The organism is Nosocomiicoccus massiliensis, assembly GCF_002871345.2.
In the GTDB taxonomy this organism is placed as follows: domain Bacteria; phylum Bacillota; class Bacilli; order Staphylococcales; family Salinicoccaceae; genus Nosocomiicoccus; species Nosocomiicoccus ampullae_A.
Genome location: NZ_CP136964.1, coordinates 1,248,822 through 1,272,674, shown reverse-complemented (window position 1 = coordinate 1,272,674; position 23,853 = coordinate 1,248,822). Strand labels below are relative to the sequence as shown.

Below are 23,853 nucleotides of genomic sequence, written 5' to 3'. Positions count from 1 at the left end.
GTCATAGGAGGAATGCCTAATGAACACTAAATTTAAAATCACATCATTATTAATCGCAGCGTCACTAACACTTGCAGCATGTGGCAACGATAATAATGAAGAAACAACTAACCAAAGCGAATCAAAACAAACTGAAACAACAGAGTCAACAAGCGATAACAAATCTGAAAACGACAACTCATCAAATGATAATACAAACACTTCTTCATCTAGCGAAAGTGATGAACTTGATATGGCAAGCTTTAGCAAGTCCATTGAAGATGCAATCGAAGAAGCAAAATCTCGTTTTGATGGACAATTAACTGACATTGGCGTATCGAAAGAAAATAACCAATATGTCTATAAAATAGAGCTCGAAAGTGATACTGAAGAATATGAAGTGAGTTTAGACGTCAATGATTTATCAGTAGTAAAAGAAGAAACTGAAGCAGAAGATGATGAAAACGACAATAAGTATTTTAATTACAGCGACTTAGTTAAAGTTGAAGATGCGATTCAAACTGCAAAAGATAATGTGAACGGTAAAGTAACAGAATGGTCTACCGACTTTGACGACGGTAATTTATATTATGAAATCGAAATCGTTCAAGACAACGGTAATAACGTCGATGTTAAAGTCGATGCTTATACAGGAGATTTCGTAGAAAGCGATGACTAATTTATAAACGTTTAACAGCAGGGAGTGATTCCCTGCTTTTTTACATAGAGCTGTAAAGCGCTTTTGTGCTATCATTAACTATAACTACATAATTAGAGGTGAGAGCATGGATTTAAAACAACATTTAGAAACTTTAAAATATGATTACATCCGAATCCAGGGTGATTTAGAAAAAATTGAATCCACTGGACAAGCTCCAGATAAGATGCTGAAGCAGTTAGAGTCTCTTGAACGTGAGATCAAAGAGATAAAAGATAAAATTAAAAAAGGCAGTTGATGTTAACGATGACAGAGAATTTAAAAGAGAAGATTTTATTTATTATGCTCATCCAGTTTTTAATTTATTTTGGGTTTAGTATGATTATTCCTGTTATGCCGGAGTTAGTCGTCGTATTTGGTGTGAGCACTCTGCACTTAGGTTTCATTATCGCAATTTATTCGATTGCAAGTTTTATATCTGCACCGTTTTTTGGAACGTTATCTGACCGTATCGGTAGAAGACCGTTATTAATCGGCGGACTATTTGTCTTTATGTTAAGTTTTTTAGTATTTGCGATTTTCTCGAATAGTCTTGCGGTTCTTTACATCAGCCGTTTCATTGCAGGTATGGCGTCAGGTGCACTATATGTCGCGACAACTTCAATGGTCGCAGATATTACATCTATTGAAACACGTACTAAATACATGGGACTTATCGGTATGGCAATGGGTATCGGATTCGTATTCGGCCCAGGTATCGGTGGTCTACTCGCATCTGTTTCTGTCTCAGCACCATTTTTTATGACTGCAATTATTATTTTTATTGCGCTTATCTTTTCGGTGTTGAAAATACAAGAAACATATCGTTCGAATACAGATATTGAGCGTGGGATCACTGTCCAAAAGGAATATTTTATTCAACCTGTTGGTATACTTCTCGTTGCGACGTTTGTCGTCATGTTTATGATGAGTGGTATGGAAAGTACGTTCCAACTACTCGGTAAAGAAAAAATCGATATTACACCAGGAGAGATGGGTGTACTGTTCTTTATCGGTGGAATTTTTAACGCGATCATTCAAGGTGGCGTGATTCGTAAGTTAAAAGATGGCCAAGAATATGGTGCGATGATCATCGGTCAAGCGATGGCATTAATTGCATTTATTATGTTGCCGTTTATGACGGGGTTATTTTACGCGGGAATTTGTATCGTCTTATTAATGTCAGGTAATGCACTCGTTCGTACGTTAATGACATCTCAAATTACGAAAGAAGCAAGACATCATGAAGTTGGTAAAATGACAGCTACAACGTATTCTCTCGATAGTCTCGGGCGTATTGTCGGACCGATATTTTTCAACATACTATTCTTAATTCACTACGGTGTACCGTTTGTGTTTGGTGCACTTCTCGTGTTATTATCGACGTTCTTCATTTACCAGTATTATAGAAAAAGAGGTCAAGTTGCATGACATTTTTAACAATAATGATGTTAATTAGTTATTTACTCGTGGCGTTTGTCACAATATATGGATTACGTGCGAAATTTTTAATTGTCATAAGACTGTTGTCTGGACTCGGATTTTTAAGTATGTTGGTTTCTAACATATTACCTGTCCAAGGCATTGATGATTATATGATGTTATTACTCGCAATCTCTATTATTTTTTCTGTAGAAATTACAGCATTTAAAGTGAGACATGATAACCGACACTTATATTTAATACACGCCTTTACAGTAGCGATGGCGATCGCTTTAGTCGTGTATTTATTCGTAGTTTAAGAGGACCTCTATTATGACTCGAGTTATATTGATGTTACTTACTATGATTCAAGCGATATTTTTTGTGAACATCATTTTAAATGAAGGTGTTATTTTCTTCACTATATATTCTTGGTCTATAGTCGCGTTACTTTCTCTCTATATAAGCGTAAAAGCATTTAATACGAGTTCAAGTAATTCTGACGACGAGTTAAATAACTATTTCTCTCTAACGTTAATGACAATTTCTCTCGTCTCTATTGGATTTATAGCATATTTAGCAATATTTAAGCCGTTCTACCTATAAAGTAGAACGGCTTATTTTTATGCTTCAATATATTCAATTTCATCGTCTAAGTTTAATCTTGCGCGGTTTTCTTTATAAAACGTGACATAACTTCCGTAAATGAGATAAGTACCAAGCAAGCCGATAACGATCGAAACTATGATGATAATCGGTACTATAAAGAACATCGCGATATCATTATTTAGTGCCATGCCAATTGCCACACCACTAATGATTATTACACCGATGACAATCGTTAGTAGCAGGCCGATTAAGAAAACTGAAAACACTAGTTTTAAAAACTGCTTAAAGTTTTTAAATACGACGTTAATTCCAGTCGCAAGCTTATCTCCTAGAGTTGACATTGGTGCTTCTAAATGTCTAAACCAGATGCTTAACGTCACACCCTCAATCATAAATCCAACAAAAATTGAAACAACCATTCCGATGATTGAAAGGATGATTAAGGTAGGTGTGAAGCTAGCCGAAACATCTCCACTAATCATTATCTCTGGATCTAATGCTAAATTTAACGGTAAAGTAACAAAACTAAGTGCAAAGTTCGTTGCGAAAGCAATGATAGAAATGATGATGACAAGTCCTAATGACTTTAAGTAACGTCCTTTTTTAAAGGCGAATAATCCATGATTAAATTTTGATTCTTTTTCTTCATATGCTAAGAAGAAGTAATTGTAATATCCGTATCCTAATAGTAATAAGACAAATATTACTAATGCAAATAAATATAGTACTGCTAATATGATTCCTATAATACCGAGTGCTCCTGGTCCACTTTGTGCACTTGTCCAGCTAAATATTGTACCCCCGATTACAGCGAATCCTAATCCAATTCCAATTATTGAAACGATACTTGAGAAAATGACGTAAAGTACGATGTTTAACACGACTTTAAGGTGTTCGCCGCGTAAATGATTCCAATATAAACGTTGATATTCAAACATAGTTGATCCCCCTTTAAGAATACTTGTATTCAATATACCACTATTTTCTAATTTTATTTAAAAACATTTTAGATTTTTGATACAGCGGTACGGCTGCATTGAGTAAGTGATACAATGGTCGGTTTAATACGTAATCAAATTCACCGATCTTATTAGATACTTCTGTCCCCCACTGACTTTTAAATTGCCATAGCCCAAAATACTCTGAGTCTTCTGGCGGTGAAACACTCGTCCCTCCAAAGTCATAACTTTTTGCGCCGTGTGCTCTTGCATATTGCATCATATGAAACTGCATATGATGATTCGGTAAAAAGTCACGGTAATCGTTAGATGACGCACCGTATAAGTAATACGATTTTTCACCACATTGCGCGTATAACGCACCAGATAATACTTCTGTCGATTTAATCTCTTTTATTTCTTCAAGTTGTGTATTTAATTTGCTTAAACGGTTGTTGAGATTGTCTAATTGGTTTTGTTTTTTCGTCTCGTCGGCGATTTTATCCGCTTTTTTAATATCTTTATTAACTTTTAAAATGTCTTTTTCAATATTTTCTTTTACGTTTTTAGGATTTAGTTCGACTAAAAACAGTTCCATATGCCCGTTGTCGTGGAGTGCATCGTACATCGATTCAAAATACGTAATGTCGCGTGTTAAAAAGCCGTCTCGTTCGCCGGTGATTTTCATCAGTTCGTGAAACGTTTTTAAATCTTCACGAGATGCACGTTTTACCACTGTCCCCATGCGTAACGCACGTCGGACTCTCGTACGGTTATTTCTATCGAAACTTTGAAGTAGTGCTTTGTCGTCGACCGAAACGTCTGTCACCATCGTTTGACGTGGTTGAATCGCGTCTTTACTCATACCATCTAAAAATCCGTGGTGTCTAAATCCGAGGGACTTTAAGAGTTTTAATGTATCCTTTTCATCTTCAGGAATGTCTGGATCGATTTTAATGACGTAACTATTTTCTTTTAATGCGACGTCTATCGTTTCGGATAATAACGTCTTTACAGCCGCTTCATCGGTATAATCGACGACAAATCCCCTCGATATGTAGCAGAGCGTAAACTTTGTTTTTGGAATTTTTTTAAATTGTAACGTCGCTGCACCTACAATTTTTTCATCGTTTCCAATAGCGATACGCTTATAGTACCAACCTGTTAACTTTTTAGATTCCGCCCAATCGGTTAACTGAAGTAAGTCGCCATTTTTATGTGTCTCAATAAACGTGTTATAGTCGTTTTCGTTCACATTTAATTTTTTATACATAATATGTGCTCCAATCATTCGTTTAAAAATTTTGCTATAATTTCTAATGAAGGTGATGAAATTATGAAACAATTACTACTTTTAATTTTTATATTATTTAATGCATGGAGTGCATTCGATATATACGCAAACTACTCAGCTGATGAATTAATCGACTGGTTAAGTATCCGAATTATTTTACTCGTCGTTTCCGGCGCGTTAAGTGTTATTTATATACTCCTCGGCAGTAAAAAACTGACGAATATACTTGCTGTAATTAACATTGTACTCGCACTGACTCACTTTTATCGAATTCTTTTAATTTACTTTACTTAAATAGTGTCTGAGTTGTTTTTTATCGACATATAGTAGCTGATAAATAACCCAAGTACAAACGCTATAAGTGAAATTACCCACTCTGTTGGACGACTCGGGAGACCATTAAATATCGGGAAGACTGAGCCAGCTAACAATCCGATTATAAGTGCGTACATTAAATACGGATAAACGCGTAGTAAATAATGTAGCACTCGGCTCGTTAGTAATACTCCCGCGATAATACCGAGCCCAACAGCCACTAATACCGGTGTTACTGTAAAGTTAAATGATAAAAATTCAGATATCGAATACATGAGTATCGGATACGCACCGAGCATAAGTAGTATCACTGACCCAGATAACCCAGGTAATATTAAAGCACTCGCTCCTAAAAAACCACATATAAACAGCCACATTAACATCGTCGTGCTCATTTCAACTGACGTTACATCTGACTTTTCTAATACAAAATAATCCATTAAAAATAGTAATGCTGTCACTACTACGATAATAGAATAATGTACTGTTTTAAACTCCACTTTATAATTACCTAATTTAAACATCATTGGTATGACACCAATTACTAGTCCTAAAAAGAAAAAGTGGGTAATTATAGGGTGCGTATTTAACATGTAGTTTATCAGTGATGACATCGTCACGATCGCAATTCCCATCCCAATGAAAAGTGGGATTAAAAACATTAATGACTTCTTATATCGTTTTGTAAATAATTCGTTTATTGCTACGAGTGTTTGATCATATATTCCGAGTAATAACATTAACGTACCACTACTAATACCTGGCAACATTTCTGTAATACCCATAAAGAACCCTCGAATAACGTTACTCCATCTCATAATTTAACCTCTTGCTTTTTATTGATAATATATTTTACCATATGTTCATAAAATTTTATTATTTTGCAATGAAAAATGGTATTATAATACTTATATACATAATTTAAGGGCTATAAATCTTAATGACTTATCGGAGGATTAATTATGGATGCTACTCCAATGCAAATTATCTTCTCGTTCCTCGGGGGACTCGGGATATTTTTATATGGGATAAAATCAATGGGAGACGGTTTACAAGCAGCCGCCGGTGACCGTTTACGTGAAATATTAAACCGTATGACCGCAACACCAATACGTGGAATTTTAGCAGGGATGCTTGTTACGATACTCATACAGAGTAGTTCGGGGACGACTGTAATTACAATCGGTCTCGTATCTGCAGGCTTTATGACATTAAAACAAGCAATTGGTGTCATAATGGGTGCAAACATCGGTACGACCGTCACAGCGTTTATTATCGGTTTAGATATTGGTGAGTACGCACTACCAGTACTTGCTGTCGGAAGCTTTCTACTATTTTTCTTTAACAAAACATCAATTAATAATCTTGGACGTATATTATTTGGTTTCGGTGCGTTATTCTTCGGACTTGAACTCATGGGAGAGGGTGTGAAACCTCTCGCAGACTTAGAGGCATTTCGTAACTTAATGTTAGAAATGAGTGATAACAGCTTCTTAGGTCTAGGTGTAGGGGTTATATTAACAGTCATCGTACAAAGTTCGAGTGCGACGATCGCGATTTTACAAAACTTTTATTTAAATGACCTCGTTGACTTAAATGCTGCTCTACCAATATTACTAGGAGATAATATTGGTACGACAATTACAGCAATACTTGCAGCACTTGTTGGATCTCTCGCAGCTAAACGTGCGGCTGCCGTACACGTTATCTTTAACGTTATCGGTGCCATAATCTTCATGATATTAATGCCTTTATTCGTCATGTATGTCGACTTTTTACAGTCTGCATTAAACTTAAATAAGCCAATGACAATCGCATTTGCACACGGTTCATACAACGTAATTAACACGTTAATTCAATTACCATTCATCGGTGTACTTGCTTGGATTGTAACTAAAATTGTACCTGGTAAAGATCTCGTAGAAGATTATAAACCAAATTTCTTAGACCCTATTTTACTTAGACAATCACCTCAACTTGCAACACAAAGTGCACAGAGTGAAGTGAAAAACCTAGGGTTAATTATTTCTGATACGTTTAAAGATTTATTTAAATACGTTGAAAACCCGACCGATAAACGATATCGAAAAATTATCGAAAAAGTTCAACTCGTAGATAATGTACAAGAGAGTATCCGAAAGTACTTAATGGATATACTTGAACTTCAAAACCAGCGTAATATCGATAGTGAAAATATCGCTGCACTACTTGAAGTTACACGTATTTACACGAATACAGCTAAGTTCATTGAAGACTTTGCTAACGAGTATAAAATAAAAGAAGAAGATCGCATCAAAATCTCAGATGCTGCATTTGAAGGTCTTGAGACAATGATGAAACACGTCAAACGTTCACTTGATATGACGGTGGATTCTATAGATATTTACAATCCTTCAGGACTTGAAAGAATCATTCAACTAAGTAATCAATCGAATAAAATCGAACATAAATTACGTCAAGACCACGTGTCACGCCTTAACGATGGTACGTGCTCACCTGAATCTGGTGCTGTCTATGCTGAACTGATCGCATTACTTGAGCGTATCGGTTATAACTCTAGAAACATCTCAGAAACAATCCTTTACTCAACAAGACATGAGTTACCAGAAGAATTTACAATTTATGACTAATTAAAATCCGAAGTACAGATTGTACTTCGGATTATTTTTTATCGTATATCTTTTAAAACTTTTCCTTCTTTCGCAACGACGAGTATGTTGTCATTGTCTTTTAGACTTCCGATATTTTCTAGTGGGTTCTCTTTTAATAATACGAAGTCTGCTAAAAATCCAGGTGCAATTTGACCGACGTTATCGAGTTCTAAGCATTCTGCAGCTGTCTTTGTAGACGCGATAATTGCTTCCATCGGTGTCATTCCATGCTCGACCATTAGTTCTAACTCTCTTAAGTTCGTCCCGTGTTTAAACACACCTGCATCTGTACCCATTGCGATTTTCACACCACTTTTATGCGCCTTCTTAAAACTCTCAACATGTGCATCTAACACTTCTTTTGATTTCTTTAATCCGACTTCGCTCACCCCAAGTTCTTCAGCAAATTCAATCACAGACACTGGTGCGAGTAATGTTGGTACTAAAAATGTCCCTTGCTCTTTCATTTGATCAATAATTTTATCCGTTAAATAAATCCCGTGCTCAATTGAGTGGATACCCGCATCTAAACATTGCTGAATACCTTCTTCACCTTGAGCATGTGCCATGACTTTAACGCCATTTCTATAGCGTGCTTCTTCGACGATGACATTCAGTTCTTCTTGAGAATATTGTGTAAATCTCGGATGATCTGTCGGCGTAGAAACACCACCTGTAGCCATAACTTTAATAACGTCTGCGCCTGCACGTAATATTTCACGTGTTTTTTTACGTACTTCTTCAACGCCATCTGCGATATTCGATGGTAGTCCTGGATGTGGTGTAATAAGTGGTACATCAATACCAGAATAGTTCGTTGAATCACCGTGACCGCCAGTAATAGATAATGCAGATACCGAAATTACCATTCTCGGACCGACGACGAGTTCGTCTTCAACCGCTTTTTTAAATCCTAAATCTGCACCATACGCATCACGTACTGTTGTAATCCCTGCGTTAATTGTATTTCGCGCGTATTCAATCGATTTAAAAAAGTTATAAGAAAATGGTTGTGCAAGTTTTTCAGCAAGTGGCTGAAATTCTGTCGCGAGATGGACGTGTGAATCAATAAAGCCTGGTACTAAATATCTTCCTTCACCATCTAGTACTTCGACAGAATCATCGACTGATTTTGGATTCACTTCTACAAACTTACCATCTTCAACTAGGACACTTGTATTTTCTAATACGTCTTCGTCCGAGCCATTGATAAGATTTACATTTTTAACTAATAATTTACTCATTCTAATCCCCCTAAATTAATCCCATCACAAAGCTTGCGATTACTGCTGATGCGATAGTTACTGTCACAAATCCACCGATTAACATCGGCGATACGAGTTCATCGAATAATGCTTCTTCATCTCTGTCATTACTCGCTTCACTTCTCGATACTTCTTCACAAAGAATGTAGTCCGCTGGGAAACCAAGTAATGCTGTTAAAGCGACTGGTATCCCTTTCGTATGATGCCATCCGACGATCTTTGAACCGATAAAACCACCGATTAAAAGACCGACGACACCAACTGCTAAAATTACAACGACTGCCGGGAAGTGATTGACGACGTCTTTTGGTGTAATACCTCCCATCGTATTAATAATGACGATCATTAACGCTGCCATTAAAAATGAGAATGAGTTCGCTTTTTCTAATGCTGCTTTTGGTAAAATACGAAGATTCACTAAAATAATCCCGAATAATAGTGAGTATAATGTATAGTGAATCGGAGTATATTTAGCCAGCACTGTTGCCACTGCACCAAATCCGAAAATGATTGTGAGTAAAACAAGATTATTTTTTAAAATATTAAACCTTGCATGCTCATAACGTTCCTTATTTTCTAAATCTTGTTGCTTTTCCGCATCTGTTTTATGTTTTAAGAAGTAACGACTGTACTTTCTCATAAAATAAGTCGTGATTGGCATACCAACTGGTGTTTGGAATGCAGCAATCATGACAGGAACGACGATTAAGCTCGTTAACCCAAGTTCTTGTAGACGCTCTGTCGTAATGAGTAGTGCAATTACTCCTCCAGAAATAGGACCGATACCACTCGCTGCTACTGAAAAATCAAACGCAAGTGTTCCGATAGTAAGTACGAGCACTACAGCACCTACTAATCCAAATAATGCAATGACGACTGCACGCCATTGTTTCTTTAATATGTCATAACTCATCAGTGTTCCCATATGTACGATAAGAGCTGGTATTAACACCATACCGAGTGATGGTATTAACGTTTGCTCTGTCATATTTTCTGGGAACAATCCAGACCATATGAGTAGTAAATATAAAATCATCGCTGTCATCAGCATTGGCACTCTCGCATGTGTCACAATCGAAATCAATTCGCCAATGGTGAGAATTAAAAGAATTAAAACTGTTGCTACAATTGGATCAAAAGTCATTTTACTCACCTAAAAATTAATTAATGATTTGATTATGCCTCATTCAAAGTTAAAAGTAAATGAATTTTCTGAATATTCAATATATAAAAATATACCTGAGGTGTAAAACCTCAGGTATTTGTAAATTAGTTCGGATTATCTTCTAAATCCGGTACTGGTTTTTCTAAATATTGTCTGTCTTTATTTGCGTTGAAGAAGTCTGCTTTTTCAACTTTAACGTTTGCGTTATAATCTGGCATTTCTACGAAACTCTCGTATACACCGATTTGAGCTAAGAAGTTTCCTTCTGGGAATAACGTACCAACGTTACCTTCACGGATGTCTGCGTATCTCGCATGACCTTGGAATACTCCATTTTTGTTGTAAAGTACAATTGCTTCTCCGTCTTCAATCGCTTGACGCTTAGCGTCTTTCGGGTTGATCAGTACATCATGACGACCCATGTGGTTAAAGTTATCTAAGTCTCCGTAAACCATTGAGTTAAACTGTGAACCACGGCGCATTAAGAGTTTATACTCTCCAGCTTTTTCATTACTCTTTGGAATCTCCATCGTAATTAAGTTCGCACGGCCGTCTGGTGTTGGACATACGCCACCTTCACATAACCAAGCGCCACCATATTGGTAAACGTCTCCTGCTTTAGTTAAGTACTGTACTCCGTCATATGCAGGGTTACCTTTTGCGATTTCGTTACGAATCTCTTGTCCTGATTTAAAGTCGATTAAATGACTATCTTCAGGTTTCACACGTTTAGCGAGATCGACATAGATCTGCCACTCACTACGTGCTTCTTCGATTCTATTACGGTTTCCTTCAATTTCAGGGGAGAAGTAAACCATACGCTCTGTAGATGTCGATAAACCACCGCCGTCTTGCTCGTAACGAGTTTTCGCTGGTAATACGATGACTGCTTCTTTTGCATCGACAAGTGTAGACGTATTTAAAATAATATCTTGGTGCACACGAATATCTAAGTTAGCTAAAGCTTGTTCTACAAAGTCAGGGTTTGGCATCGTCTCTAAGAAGTTACCACCTGACATATAGTATAGTTTTAGTTTTCTTTCGTTGTCTTCGTCTAACATTGCGTTTTCAATCGTTACACCGACTGTATCTCCAGGCCAGTTTGGTAAGTCAAAGCCCCATAACTTCTCGATTCTTTCGACGTTTTTATCGTCAAATCCTCCACCAGGAAGTGAGAATGGATCTGCACCCATTTCTCCTGAACCTTGAACACTTGAGTGTCCACGTAGTGGCATTAATCCGCAATGTTTTTTACCTAACCATCCACGTAATAACGCGATGTTCGCAACTTGTGAGATGTTATCTGTTGCGTGTGAGTGCATCGTTAAACCGAGCGCCCATACCATAACACCTGTTTTTGCTTGCGCTAGTGTTTCAGAAAGCTCGATAATATCACTCTTAGAAATACCTGAAGACTTAACAATTTCATCCCAATCTTGTGATTTTACGTTTTCTACTAAGTCTTCGTAGTTGTTTACATGGTCTTTAATAAATTCATGGTTAATGGCTGCACCTTCACGTGCTTCTTCCATATCAAACCAATGCTTCATGATACCGTGCATTAACGCGATATCTCCACCGATATTTACTTCATAGAACTCATCTGCAATTTTCGTTCCGAATAATGCAGATTCTGTTACCGATGGTACCCAATAATTTTCAAGTGCTGGTTCACGGTACGGGTTAATGACGATAATTTTCGTACCACGTTTTTTCGCTTCCATCATGTATTTCGTTGATACTGGTGATGCGTTAGATGCAACAGATCCCCAGAATACTAGTACATCTGTACCTAGCCAGTCTTGATAGTTACAAGTTGAGGCACCAACACCAATTGAGCGCATTAATGCTGATTTAGATGGTGAGTGACAAATACGTGATGCGTTATCGATATGGTTTGTACCTAAGAAACGCGCTATTTTAGCTGCTACATAGTACGATTCGTTTGTAATCCCACGACTCGTTAAGTAAAACGCGTATTGTTTCGGATCTAATTCACGCATTTTATCTGAAATTTGCTCCATTGCCTCATCCCAAGAAATACGTGTAAAACGACGCTCGCCTTTACGGCGGATCATCGGATAAGGAATTCTTCCTTTTTCACGGAGCTCACGACTTGAGTATTTGCGTAACTCATCGATATCTTGGTGTAAAAACTCTGGGTCAATTGGTGGTGCAGTATTTAAACGTAATACGTTAAAACGTGTCGTACACATATGTGGACCGTTTAACGTTTGGTCTTGAAGACCAGACACACCTAATGCACACCCGTCACATACACCTTTTAAAATGATGTTTTTGGCGTAGTTTAAGTTATCTCTATTTTTCCATACGATTTTGGCTGTATCTCTCATATGATGTGGTTTAACTTTAGTTAATCCAAATGGAATTGGACTTACCCATAATTTGGGGTCCCAGCGTTTTGTCTTATTAATTGGACCTGGATGTAATGTTTTGCCCATTATATTTCCCCCTCAAAATATTTCTACCCTATATTATACACAATATAGGGTAGGAATGATGAATGATTTAATTCGTCTAAACTGATTCGCTTGTTTAGTTGTTTAACTCTGATTCTCTTTTAATTTTAGCAATATCTGAGCGGATGAGAATCGAAATTATTAACGCTACGACAAACATCGCAACGAAAATGTATAATGTCATGTCGTAACTTTGTGTTGCTTCGTAAATTTTTGCTACGATAAATGGTCCAACTAAACCTGCAAGTGCCCAAGCTGTTAAAATATATCCGTGGATTGCACCGAGTTGTTTTGTACCGAACAAGTCAGCGATATACGCTGGAATTGCTGAGAATCCTCCACCGTAACAAGAAATCATGATGAATAACATAATCATGAATAGTACGCCGTTTGTTGTAAACGGTAGTAACGCAAATACGACGATTTGAATGATGAAGTATATAGTATACACATTTGGTCGACCAATATAATCTGAGATACTTGCCCAGAATAATCGTCCTGCACCGTTAAATACTCCCATAATTCCTACCATCAGTGCCGCACTCTTTACAGATAAACCTGCAACTTCTTGTCCCATTGGACTTGCAACTGCTAATATCGCGATTCCACACGTAATATTTATGAATAACATTAACCATAAGAAATAGAATCGACGTGTTTTAATTGCTTCGTTCGCAACAAGTTGCACGTAGTCTTTATTTTGCTCTGGTTGTTCTTCTAATGGAACACCTGATGGGTGGTAACCTTCAGGTGGTCTTTCGATATAGAGACTCGCTGAAAGCATAATTACGAAGTATGTCGCACCCATTATGTAAAACGTGTTTGCGATTCCAACTGAATCGATTAAGTACCCCATTACTGGACTTGCGATCATCGCTGCAAATCCGAATCCCATAATTGCAAGACCTGTCGCCATTCCACGTCGATCTGGGAACCATTTAACTAAAGTTGAAACTGGTGTAATGTACCCGATACCGAGTCCAATACCACCGAGGACACCGTAACCAAGATATAGTAACCAAAGACTTTCAATCTGTACGGCAAACCCAGAAACGATTAAACCAGATGCGAAGAATATCGTTGAGATTAAACCTGATGCTCTTGGTCCTCTCGCTTCAACAAAGTGACCCATAAATGCTGCAGATGTTCCTAAGAAAAATATCGCGATACTAAAAATTAGCGATACTTCACTTAACGTCCAACCAATTTTGTCTTGTAATGGTTGAGTAAATACACTCCACGCATAAACAGACCCGATAGAAATATGTAAAGCTACACCGGCCAGTGCTATGAGCAGCGATTTTTCGTTGTTGACATTGTGTTTCCCCCTTACTTCCTTTTCACAAAGTTGTCAATCAAGTATAATTAGAATTATATAACTGTAAGTAAGGGTTTACAATATATTTATTAGGGGATAATTAAATTGGATATTATTTCAAATGAAACGATTATAAAATATAAAAATAATGCATTCGAAACGTTAACTGACAAGGTCGCTACAGAGTTTCCATTAACGATTTACATCAATGACACAGAGTTTGCAACACTCGTTTGTACTCCAGACCATCTCGAAGAGTTAGTCATTGGTTTTTTAGCCTCTGAAGGAGTGATTCGTTCGTTTAACGATATTAAAACGATGAACATCGATGACCGTGGTGGTTTTTGTCACATTGAAACAACTCGAGAAATTCCGATTGATGTGTTCAGCTTTACAAAACGCGTCCTCGGGTCATGTTGTGGTAAAAGTCGACAGTTTTATTTCCAAAGTGATATGGAGATGTCAAAAGTATCGATGTCTAAAACGAAAGTGACACCAGAGCAGATTGTTGACCTTATGGAGACGATGCAAAATACGTCTGACGTCTTTAAAGAAACTGGCGGTATTCATAACGCGAGTATTGCTTCACCTGACGGAATCATCGTACAACGTGGAGATATCGGTCGACATAACGCACTCGATAAACTTTACGGCTATTGCTTAAAAAACGGTATTACCGTTCACGACAAAGTGATTATTTTTAGTGGAAGAATGTCTTCTGAAGTATTAACGAAAGTGTCTAAAATCGGAGTCGGTATCGTATTATCTAAATCTGCACCAACAGACTTGGCGCTTCGCCTTGCTGAAGATTTAAATATAACGGCAGTCGGTTTTATTAGACGTGGTGGATTCAATATTTATAGCCATCCGAATAGAGTGATCGGAGCAAAAGAGGAGTAACGCATAGCGTTACTCCTCTTTATATATGTCTTTCTCTATAAAATCCGGCTTTAATTGTACTGCTTCGTAATGTGATTCTAACACTCTAGCAATAGAATCAGACCATCTAATATCAGTCGCATATAAATGCGTTCCTGGCGAGTTTGGATTCCATCTCATATCGTAGAGCGTTACTTGATTATTATCAAAATAATGCTCTTTAATAAATTTCGCACCACCGAGAATTGCGTTCTCTTTTGAATCCCAATTCGCTTTTTTGGCATAACTGCTTCCTGTTTTTATCGCCCCGATATCAAATGCTCCGATTCCAAAGTAATTATAGTACGTCGTTCCATCAACTTTAATTCCTTTTGCGAGCTCTGACTTTCCGTTACCAGTTTCTATTTTTGCATGTGCTATTAAATATAATGCATTCACATTATATTCTTTTTCTGCCTGAACAAAAAATTCACCAGTATCTTTTAAAACACCTGAGTCTTTTAACAATTCATTAGCATCTTCAACAGAGATTTTTGACTTATTATCTAGTTGTACAAACTGAAATACGCCTTGATTTTTTGGGTCCATCGCATTTTTAATATCATCTTCTGTCGCAGGTACAAGGTAGCCCGAATCAAATTTTAAATCTTCTGTTCCATTATTTAATTGTAGTTGTAACGCTTCTTCAAATGTATACAAAGGCTCGTCCTCCGATTCCACTAAGTAACTCATCGAAACGATAAATGCGATTATAAATGTCACGATAACGATTAACATCATGATGACCATCGCGTGGCTTTGAATTGATTTATTCATAACTCTCCTTTAATTAAAACATGACTATAGCACTTATAGGCTTATAATGTCTTGCCTTCCATTTGGAGCAATAATTGTATCGTCGACATTAAATCACTAAACTCTTCAGGTGTTAACGATTGTTGACCATCACTCCATGCTTTTTCAGGATTTTGGTGCACTTCGATTTGAAGTCCGTTTGCTCCTGCCATTACCGCTGCTTTTGCCATTGACGGAATGACGTAACGAACACCTGCTGCATGAGATGGATCGACGACGATTGGTAAATGTGACTCTTTTTGTACAACAGGTACTGCTTGAATATCTAGCGTATTACGAGTTGCATCTTCAAACGTACGGATACCGCGCTCACAGAAAATAACGTTTTTATTGCCACCTGCTAATATATATTCTGCACTCATTAACCATTCTTCAATTTTTGCTGACATACCGCGCTTTAAAAGAATTGGTTTATCTGTTTGGCCGATTGCTTTTAATAGATCAAAGTTCTGCATATTACGTGCACCGATTTGAATGACGTCAACCATGTCAACAAATGTATCTAAATGTTCTGTTCCCATAAGCTCTGAAACGATTGGAAGTCCGGTTTCCTTTTTTGCTTCATTTAAAATTTTTAACCCTTCCACGCCAAGGCCTTGGAAACTATAAGGTGACGTTCTTGGTTTAAATGCTCCGCCTCTTAACGCGTTTGCACCAGATGCTTTTAGCTTTTTCGCGAGCTCGATTGTATCTGTCTCATTCTCGACAGAACAAGGCCCAGCACACATTAAAAAGTGTGGCCCTCCAATTTTAACACCGCCGATATCGATAATACTGTCTTTTTCATGGAATTGACGGTTTGCTTTTTTATAAGGCGCGGTAATACGATATACACCTTCTACGATATGATATTTTTTCAGCGTGTTCACATCTACCTTAGATACGTCTCCTGTTAAGCCTAAAATAATTCTATTTGAACCGTTGGAACGATGTGCATTTAAGCCCATCGACTCAACGAACTGTGTAATTTCATCGATTTGGTTTTCACATGCGTTTTGTGAAATGTGAATAATCACAAACAATCCTCCTATCTAACTGCAAAAAAACTGCCACTAAAAGTGGCAGTCATAATATTACGTCCACACAATAATCTCTTAAGTATTGTAACACGTTTCATGTGAAACAAATAATACTTAACCTCCGAATAATCGTGCGAGAAACCCTTTTTTCTTTTTCTCTGGAGTAAATGTCACTTGAGAAGATTCTTCGTTCTCTTCTTTGTCCGTCTCTTTCGGTTGATAATCATTCATATCGTAACTATCTCGATTATCTTCGCTTTCAGTTTTTGATTCTTCTTGAATTTCTTCTTTTATCTCTTCAGACTCATCTTTAACTTCTTCAGTTTCTTCTACTTCTGATGGCTCTTCTTTTGTTTCTTCTTTTGGAATCGATGCTTCTATTTCTTCTAGGTCTTTATTATCAGATTCTACTTTCTCAGCAGAATGTTGAAGGTCTTCTTTAATAGAAGATACTTCTGATACGAGGAGTTGTTGTTGCTCTTTCGTATCGAGTAGATTTTCGTCATAACGGTCGAGTCGTGATACGAGCGTTTTAATATTTTGATGAAGTTCTACGTTTTCCTGACGCATTTCTTCTAGCTTATCGACGACGAGTCGTAGTGCTTTAAGCACCTCTTCATTCGACGCAACGTCATTTTTCTCTTCTTTATTTTTTTCTATAATATCGTCTGCTTGTTTTAATACTTCATCTGCAGCGAGCTCTAGCGTATACCCAGGTTCTTTAGAGATTTTGATCATCTCTTGTAATATAAGTACGTCATTTTGAGAAAATAGACGTCGTTGGTATTCGTCACGTGTTACTTCATATCCACGTTCTTCTAGCATACGGAAGTATTTACGTACATTTTGATCAGACAATTCGACCATATCTGTCACTTGTGCCGTTGAATAATACACTGGTGTTTGCATTGTCGTCTCTCCTATCGTTATTTCTATCGTTATTATATTATAACCGATAGCGTTATAACTTTCTAGAGAATCCAGTAAAAAAGCCTAGCGACTTAGTATCGCTAGGCGTTATTTTAGTTAATTTTTAGTACTTCACGTACTTCTTTGTCTATGACGTTATATAAGTCTCTTTCGTCTGAAAGTTTTTTACCATAAGACGGAATCATCTTTTTAAGTTCCGCTTCCCACTTTTCAAACGAATCTTTAAATGAGTGTTTTAATACGTTGATCATCGCATCAGTTGATGTTGAAGCACCTGGTGATGCTCCGAGTAACGCTGCGACAGTTCCGTCTTCAGAAACGATTGTTTCTGTTCCGAACATTAATGTTCCTTTTCCTTTGTCTGTATCTTTAATGACTTGAACACGTTGTCCTGCTATGATTGTATCCCAATCTTCTTTTTTCGCTGTTGGAACGAACTCTCTTAACTCTTCAATTCTATCGTTGTCTGATAGTAATAATTGGCTAATTAAATATTTTGTTAATGGAATTTCTTTCGCTCCTGAAGCAAGCATTGTAAACACGTTGTTTGGTTTTACAGAAGCAATTAAATCGAAGTATGACCCTGTTTTTAAGAACTTCGGAGAAAATCCTGCGAACGGTCCGAACAGTAATGATTTCTTACCATCGATATAACGTGTGTCTAAGTGTGGTACTGACATTGGTGGGGCACCAACTTTTGCTTTACCGTATACTTTTCCTTCATGTTGGTTAACGATCTCTTCATCTTGACAGACGAGGAAAAGTCCACTCACTGGGAAACCACCGATGTTTTTAGACTCTGGTAATTTTGTCTTTTGTAACAGTGGTAAACTTCCGCCACCTGCACCAATAAATACGAAGTCCGCAATATGGAATTCTGATCTCCCAGTCGTTAAATCTTTCACTTGAACTTCCCATTTACTGTCGTCAATTCTCTTTAAATCTACGACTTCATGTTTATATTGTAATGAGGCGCCTTGTTCTTCTAGATTATCGAATAATTGCTTCGTTAACTCTCCAAAGTTAACGTCTGTACCTTTATCGATATACGTTGCAGCGATGTCATCGAATGACTCGCGTCCTCCCATCATAAGCGGCATCCACTGTTCTAACGTTTCTTTATCACTGCTAAATTCCATACCTTCAAATAATGGATGGTCTTTTAATAGTTCTTGACGTTTCTTTAAAAATGCCACGTTTTCTTTACCTTCGACGTAGCTTAAGTGCGGTACTTTTTTAATAAATTTTTCTGGGGCTTTTAACTGACCTGAATTTACTAAATGTGCCCAATATTGTAATGACGTTTGCCATTTTTCATTGACGTTTACCGCTTTAGTAATGTCAACGTTGCCGTTAGCGTCTTCTGGTGTGTAGTTTAACTCACATAGTGCTGAGTGCCCTGTACCTGCGTTGTTCCATGGACTTGAACTTTCTAGAGCAGGAGCTTCTAGCGTTTCAAACATCTTAATATTCCAGCTTGGTTCTAACTCTTTAATGAGCGCACCTAGCGTTGCACTCATAATGCCGCCCCCAATAAGGACTACATTTTTCTTCTCCTCATTTGCCATATTGAATCGATCTCCCTATTTCATATTCAATTATTATTATATATGTCTCAATATCGTTATAAAAGCCTAGAACTTATCTTTTTTAAGTTAACCTAACTTCTTTTTAACATATTCAACAAATGTCTCTTCATTGCCTGTTTTCGTCTCTACGAGTGCGATTTTCCCCATCCCTTCAGGAAATTCAATAAATAGCCCGTGCTCATTCTGATATACGTCTTTTATATCTTTATAATCAAATACTCTGCGGTATGCTTCACCATTCATATTGACATTCATTATAAGACGTTCATTCGTTGTAATGAATGCACCTTCCCACTCTGCTTGTCCTTGTACATTATAAATCAACGTACCTTCGACCGCAGGTCCGAATGACTCTGTCGGATATAGTTCTGATTCACTGATGTTGATTAATGACATAGTTATATCATCCTTTAATTTAAAATTTCCCAACCATTTTTGTTCGCGATAATTTTAAGGTTCGCATCTGGTTTCACTACGACTGGATGCCCTACGAGCTTTAACATACTTAAATCCGTCGCACTATCACTATATGCATGGCTTTTATCCCAGTCGACATTATTATGTTTTAAATGATTACGAATTAAATCGATTTTCCTCGCACCAAATACTCGTACAAATGGTATTTTAGTCGATAGGATGCCCTTCTTATTGTAATTCACTTCTGAACCGATAATGTGGCTAAATTCATCTTTAAACATCGCCTTTAACATCGGTTGAAATGCACCTGAAATTAAAATCGTATAGTAGTCGTTATCACGTAACCATTGTAGCCTTTCGACCACCGTTTGGTTTAACTGTTCTCTCATCGCTTCTCCGACTTCACTGAAAAATGTCTCCACTTCATCTTTAGAAGCACCTTTAAATGCATAAATATAGGATTCTAATGCTTTATTTTGAAATTGGAGTTCTGGAACGAGTTTTAATTTGTGCCCAAAATACGTCGGTGCAAAGCGACGAACAAAGTGTTTATAGTACTTTTTATATTTTGGATTGTCACGCATATGGTATCGAAGTGTTTGGAACGTTTCATATGGATAAAGTGTTCCGTCAAAATCAAATAGTGCGACTTTCATATAGATGTCTCCTTTATGAGTGTTAACAGTTCTAGTTTATCATATTAAAGCTACGTTATAACACATTTAACATGTTGACCAAGTATAGATATTATTAGATTATAATATTAAGTATAGGAGGGGGAACCTATGAAAAATAAAAAGTTATTTACATATGGCATTTTATTTACAATACTAATTGCTTCAATCAGTTATATACTCGCTCAACTACCGTTATTTTCGAGTATTGGTGCACTTGCAATTGCGATTATTATCTCTATGATTTACAGAAATACTCTAGGTTACCCAGAACTATTATCCGACGGCATTACGTTCGTATCTAAAAAGTTACTACGTGTCGCGATTATTTTATACGGACTAAAACTTAACTTATATACAATCGCAACTGATGGTCTATGGCTACTCGTCGGTGGTGTTTTCGTAATTCTTTTTAGTGTGTTCCTATTAATGTTCATCAATAAGCTACTTAAAGGTAATGAAGACATCGCGTTATTACTTGGATTTGGTACAGGCATATGCGGTGCCGCTGCGATCGGTGCGGTATCGTCGATTATTAAAAGTGATGAAGAAGACACAGCGATTAGCATCGGTTTAATATCGCTCGTCGGGACGTTTTTCGCACTCATTTACACATTCTTATACCCGGTCGTTTCAATGACAGACACAGTGTACGGTATGTGGGTTGGAATCAGCTTACATGAAATTGCACAAGTCGTATTAGCAGGTGGAGTAAGTGACGATAGTCTCGCGTATGCGTTACTCGCAAAATTGTCTCGTGTATTTTTACTCGTACCGGTGAGCTTTGCATTAATGTACATATGGTCAAAGCGAAATAACAGCACGAATGATAGACAAAAAGTGAATTTCCCATATTTTTTAATCGGCTTTTTATTACTTGCTGTCGTCAATACGTTTATAGATATTCCGAGCAATGTGTCGAGTATCGTTGACGAAATAGCGAAGTTCTTTATGATTATGGCAATGGTTGGCCTCGGTTTAAACGTTTCGTTTAAAACTCTCTTTAACAAAGCAAAAGCACCGATGGTATCTCTCTTAGTCACATCGAGTTTACTATCGATTATTACATATTTTGTATTAATTTTGTTTTAGAGCGTTTAACATACGTATGAATTGGATACATTGTATAATAGACAATTAGAAGGAGTGGACAATTATGTTTAGACATATTATTAACTGGTACGTTGCATCAAACATCTACCAGTCAGGTGTAAATAAAGTAAGAGCGAACGGTGAACTTGGAGAAGACTTTGAGAAAAAATTCAATGTAAACTCTAGAGAAATGTTAATTGCTGGCTACTTAGAAAGTGTCGGCGCAGTGTTAATGAGCTTATCACTAGTTAGTAAAACATTCGGACGCCTCGGTTCGTTAATGGCATCGATTGTTATGAGTGCGGCAGCTGTAAAGCACTACTTAGCTGGAGATAGCTTTGATGAGTCAAAATCATCACTTAAACTTGCATCACTTTCAATTTTAAGTTTCTTAGCATCATTAAGAAAATAATAACAAAGGCACGTTCCCTAAGTTTAGGAAACGTGCCTTTTATATTATTTTTCGTATTGATTTGGAATAAATGCCATACCAATTGCGCCATTACCACCATGTACTCCAAGTACTGATCCTAAGTAATAAACGTGGTATTTAATATCCGGAAACTTTTCTTTAAAGTTTTCCACAATTTTTAATGCGTCTTGTTCCACGTCACCGTGAACAACTACGACATCTAAATTCCCCTTAAAGTGTTCATACTTTTCAACTAATATTTCCACCCATTTTGCCATGACACGACGATCTGTTCGTACTTTTTCATATAACTTAACGCCTTCATCGTTATCAAACTTCATAATTGGACGAATGCGTAATAACGAGCCGAGAACTGCCGATGCAGAACCGAGACGACCACCTTTTACAAGGTTGTGTAAATCTTTAACGAGTAAATATACCTCTGATTCACTTGCCACCCACTTTAAGTGCTCGATAATCTTGTCAATTTCAACACCTGATTCATCAAGTTCCATCGCTTGTTCGACCATACTACCGATGACGTAAGATGTGTTTTCAGAGTTGATTGGATACACTTGAATCTTGTCTTTATATTCTTCCATAATCATCTGCATCGTTTGGAACGTTCCACTCAGTTTTGCAGATAAAGTAATACCAATCACTGCGTCATAGCCTTTTTCGACGATTTTATCTAATACGTCCATAAACGCTTGAGGCGATGGCTGTGATGACTTTGGTGGCGTCTTTTCTTTTTTTAACCTTCTGTAAAATTCTTGAATTTTAGTTTCATCTTTAGAGTCCTCAATCACGTCGCCATTTTCATATGTCACGTGAAGACTCACTCGATAAATATCTGGGTGATTTTCATAAGCTAAATCGAGATCCGCTGTACTATCGATAATGTATGCTATCTTCATAATAATCTCCTTATATTTAAATTCTTTTATGCACTTCAAAATAACTATTGCAAACGAAATTGTATATCAATTTACATTATACAGATTAATATCTCATGATTCTATTATTAAACGTATAAAGGAAAAATAAACTCCTTATGATGTGAGTAAAACTCCATAATGCGATACGGTGTTTTTACGAATGCATTGCATAAATCCAAATTGTTTAAATAAGGGACTATTATAATGCGCTTTTAAAACAACTCTTTTAGCTGCCACACGTTTTGCCTCTTCAAATACTTCTTCTGTTAAATTTGCATAGTTTGCATGTTGCTTTAATGAGTCTATACCTTCAGATTGTACCGCTTCATCGTACATCGGGTCGAAATAGACGACGTCATAACTATTTTCTGGTTGTTCTTTTAAGTATGAATATGCGTCTACATTATATGTTGTTAAACGCTTTGAAGCCTTCTCTAATTGTTGTAACGTATAGCGATATTTCATTAACCCTATTGACACAGTCAAATATATGCTACGAACGGACTCGAGAGATGTAACACTATCCGTTACATGGGCTGCGATTAAGCTGTCTGATGCGAGTCCCATTGTGCAGTCCAATATTTTATCGTTCTTTCTTAGATTTGTCGCTTCTAAAAACGGATCGTCTTCCCCTTTTAATATACGTCGCAAACGGACTTGCGCAAAATTTGGGTGATACGTAAATGTACCTTCTTTAGATATATACTGCACTTTTTCTTTTCCGATTACGAGTATATCGTTACTTCTATACTTTAGTTGTTTCACGCTTTGTTTATAACGCTCAACAAATTCTATATTGTACTTTTTTCCTAACTCAATAGTCTCATCGCGCAGTGCTGCATCGTACTTTAATGGCGTCGTAATAATCATCGTTTCACCTCTAAAAAAGAGTACTGAAAGATCAGTACTCTTTAA

At 37.0% G+C, this 23,853-nt stretch carries 25 protein-coding genes; 10 read left to right on the top strand and 15 right to left on the bottom strand.

Features of this window, described 5'->3' with window-relative positions; genetic code table 11:
* Positions 1-19: 19 nt before the first annotated feature.
* The 5 genes from CJ229_RS06615 to CJ229_RS06595 all read left to right on the top strand — a co-directional run bounded on the left by CJ229_RS06615 (position 20) and on the right by CJ229_RS06595 (position 2,704).
* Positions 20-658 (top strand): PepSY domain-containing protein, encoded by a 639-nt coding sequence (locus tag CJ229_RS06615; protein WP_102167097.1) that lies wholly within the window; start codon positions 20-22, stop codon positions 656-658.
* A gap of 106 nt (positions 659-764) precedes the next feature.
* Positions 765-935: an SE1832 family protein gene (locus tag CJ229_RS06610; protein WP_168162117.1), complete on the top strand. Its 171-nt coding sequence runs from the start codon at positions 765-767 to the stop codon at positions 933-935.
* An 8-nt stretch (positions 936-943) separates the two neighbouring features.
* On the top strand, positions 944-2,107 hold the full coding sequence (locus tag CJ229_RS06605; protein WP_102167169.1) for an MFS transporter: 1,164 nt from the start codon (positions 944-946) through the stop codon (positions 2,105-2,107).
* Positions 2,104-2,418, top strand: a complete 315-nt coding sequence (locus tag CJ229_RS06600) for a hypothetical protein (RefSeq protein ID WP_070457129.1) — start codon at positions 2,104-2,106, stop codon at positions 2,416-2,418. The genes CJ229_RS06605 and CJ229_RS06600 overlap by 4 nt, the downstream gene beginning before the upstream one ends.
* Positions 2,419-2,431: 13 nt before the next feature.
* The gene (locus tag CJ229_RS06595) at positions 2,432-2,704 is read left to right on the top strand and encodes a hypothetical protein (protein ID WP_068129194.1); all 273 of its coding nucleotides are present in this window, start codon (positions 2,432-2,434) and stop codon (positions 2,702-2,704) included.
* Between the two features lie 17 nt (positions 2,705-2,721).
* Here the strand turns inward: CJ229_RS06595 and CJ229_RS06590 are convergent, their stop codons facing one another.
* Positions 2,722-3,645 carry a hypothetical protein gene (locus CJ229_RS06590; protein ID WP_070622608.1) on the bottom strand — a complete coding sequence of 308 codons (924 nt, stop codon included), beginning with the start codon at positions 3,643-3,645 and terminating at the stop codon, positions 2,722-2,724.
* A 40-nt stretch (positions 3,646-3,685) separates the two neighbouring features.
* Positions 3,686-4,918, bottom strand: a complete 1,233-nt coding sequence (locus CJ229_RS06585) for a lipid II:glycine glycyltransferase FemX (protein WP_102167096.1) — start codon at positions 4,916-4,918, stop codon at positions 3,686-3,688.
* Positions 4,919-4,981: 63 nt separating this feature from the next.
* On the opposite strand from CJ229_RS06585, the gene CJ229_RS06580 reads away from it, so the two are divergent.
* Positions 4,982-5,233: a hypothetical protein gene (locus CJ229_RS06580; protein WP_040929601.1), complete on the top strand. Its 252-nt coding sequence runs from the start codon at positions 4,982-4,984 to the stop codon at positions 5,231-5,233.
* Here CJ229_RS06580 and CJ229_RS06575 read toward each other — a convergent pair.
* A complete protein-coding gene (locus CJ229_RS06575) occupies positions 5,230-6,072 on the bottom strand; it encodes a DUF368 domain-containing protein (RefSeq protein ID WP_068129185.1) in 843 nt (280 codons plus the stop codon). The two genes, CJ229_RS06580 and CJ229_RS06575, sit on opposite strands and share 4 nt — an antisense overlap.
* Positions 6,073-6,216: 144 nt before the next feature.
* Here CJ229_RS06575 and CJ229_RS06570 point away from each other — a divergent pair, with 144 nt between their 5' ends.
* Positions 6,217-7,884 carry a Na/Pi cotransporter family protein gene (locus CJ229_RS06570; RefSeq protein ID WP_070457132.1) on the top strand — a complete coding sequence of 556 codons (1,668 nt, stop codon included), beginning with the start codon at positions 6,217-6,219 and terminating at the stop codon, positions 7,882-7,884.
* 38 nt (positions 7,885-7,922) lie between these two features.
* Here the strand turns inward: CJ229_RS06570 and CJ229_RS06565 are convergent, their stop codons facing one another.
* The 4 genes from CJ229_RS06565 to CJ229_RS06550 all read right to left on the bottom strand — a co-directional run bounded on the left by CJ229_RS06565 (position 7,923) and on the right by CJ229_RS06550 (position 14,073).
* Positions 7,923-9,149: a metal-dependent hydrolase family protein gene (locus tag CJ229_RS06565; RefSeq protein ID WP_285066054.1), complete on the bottom strand. Its 1,227-nt coding sequence runs from the start codon at positions 9,147-9,149 to the stop codon at positions 7,923-7,925.
* A 10-nt stretch (positions 9,150-9,159) separates the two neighbouring features.
* Positions 9,160-10,314: a hypothetical protein gene (locus CJ229_RS06560; RefSeq protein ID WP_102167095.1), complete on the bottom strand. Its 1,155-nt coding sequence runs from the start codon at positions 10,312-10,314 to the stop codon at positions 9,160-9,162.
* Between the two features lie 125 nt (positions 10,315-10,439).
* On the bottom strand, positions 10,440-12,797 hold the full coding sequence (locus CJ229_RS06555) for an FdhF/YdeP family oxidoreductase (protein ID WP_102167094.1): 2,358 nt from the start codon (positions 12,795-12,797) through the stop codon (positions 10,440-10,442).
* Positions 12,798-12,891: 94 nt separating this feature from the next.
* A complete protein-coding gene (locus tag CJ229_RS06550; RefSeq protein WP_419181884.1) occupies positions 12,892-14,073 on the bottom strand; it encodes an L-lactate MFS transporter in 1,182 nt (393 codons plus the stop codon).
* Between the two features lie 165 nt (positions 14,074-14,238).
* Here CJ229_RS06550 and fdhD point away from each other — a divergent pair, with 165 nt between their 5' ends.
* Positions 14,239-15,033: a formate dehydrogenase accessory sulfurtransferase FdhD gene (gene fdhD, locus CJ229_RS06545; RefSeq protein WP_083302039.1), complete on the top strand. Its 795-nt coding sequence runs from the start codon at positions 14,239-14,241 to the stop codon at positions 15,031-15,033.
* A 9-nt stretch (positions 15,034-15,042) separates the two neighbouring features.
* On the opposite strand, the gene CJ229_RS06540 is transcribed toward fdhD, so the two are convergent.
* The 6 genes from CJ229_RS06540 to CJ229_RS06515 form a co-directional block, all read right to left on the bottom strand.
* On the bottom strand, positions 15,043-15,828 hold the full coding sequence (locus CJ229_RS06540; RefSeq protein ID WP_102167092.1) for an N-acetylglucosaminidase: 786 nt from the start codon (positions 15,826-15,828) through the stop codon (positions 15,043-15,045).
* Between the two features lie 41 nt (positions 15,829-15,869).
* Entirely contained in the window at positions 15,870-16,883 is a 1,014-nt protein-coding gene (gene aroF / locus CJ229_RS06535) for a 3-deoxy-7-phosphoheptulonate synthase (RefSeq protein ID WP_102167091.1), read from the bottom strand.
* 117 nt (positions 16,884-17,000) lie between these two features.
* Positions 17,001-17,795, bottom strand: coding sequence for a hypothetical protein (locus CJ229_RS06530; RefSeq protein ID WP_102167090.1), 795 nt, complete (start codon positions 17,793-17,795; stop codon positions 17,001-17,003).
* A 113-nt stretch (positions 17,796-17,908) separates the two neighbouring features.
* Entirely contained in the window at positions 17,909-19,384 is a 1,476-nt protein-coding gene (mqo, locus tag CJ229_RS06525) for a malate dehydrogenase (quinone) (RefSeq protein ID WP_102167089.1), read from the bottom strand.
* A gap of 87 nt (positions 19,385-19,471) precedes the next feature.
* A complete protein-coding gene (locus tag CJ229_RS06520; RefSeq protein ID WP_102167088.1) occupies positions 19,472-19,801 on the bottom strand; it encodes a hypothetical protein in 330 nt (109 codons plus the stop codon).
* 14 nt (positions 19,802-19,815) lie between these two features.
* Entirely contained in the window at positions 19,816-20,478 is a 663-nt protein-coding gene (locus tag CJ229_RS06515; protein ID WP_070709278.1) for an HAD family hydrolase, read from the bottom strand.
* A gap of 129 nt (positions 20,479-20,607) precedes the next feature.
* Between CJ229_RS06515 and CJ229_RS06510 the strand changes: the two genes are divergently transcribed.
* On the top strand, positions 20,608-21,588 hold the full coding sequence (locus tag CJ229_RS06510; protein WP_102167087.1) for a YeiH family protein: 981 nt from the start codon (positions 20,608-20,610) through the stop codon (positions 21,586-21,588).
* Between the two features lie 64 nt (positions 21,589-21,652).
* Entirely contained in the window at positions 21,653-22,000 is a 348-nt protein-coding gene (locus CJ229_RS06505; RefSeq protein WP_068129155.1) for a hypothetical protein, read from the top strand.
* A 44-nt stretch (positions 22,001-22,044) separates the two neighbouring features.
* On the opposite strand, the gene CJ229_RS06500 is transcribed toward CJ229_RS06505, so the two are convergent.
* On the bottom strand, positions 22,045-22,917 hold the full coding sequence (locus CJ229_RS06500; protein ID WP_102167086.1) for a DegV family protein: 873 nt from the start codon (positions 22,915-22,917) through the stop codon (positions 22,045-22,047).
* 135 nt (positions 22,918-23,052) lie between these two features.
* Positions 23,053-23,808, bottom strand: coding sequence for a class I SAM-dependent methyltransferase (locus tag CJ229_RS06495; protein WP_102167085.1), 756 nt, complete (start codon positions 23,806-23,808; stop codon positions 23,053-23,055).
* Positions 23,809-23,853 lie beyond the last annotated feature (45 nt).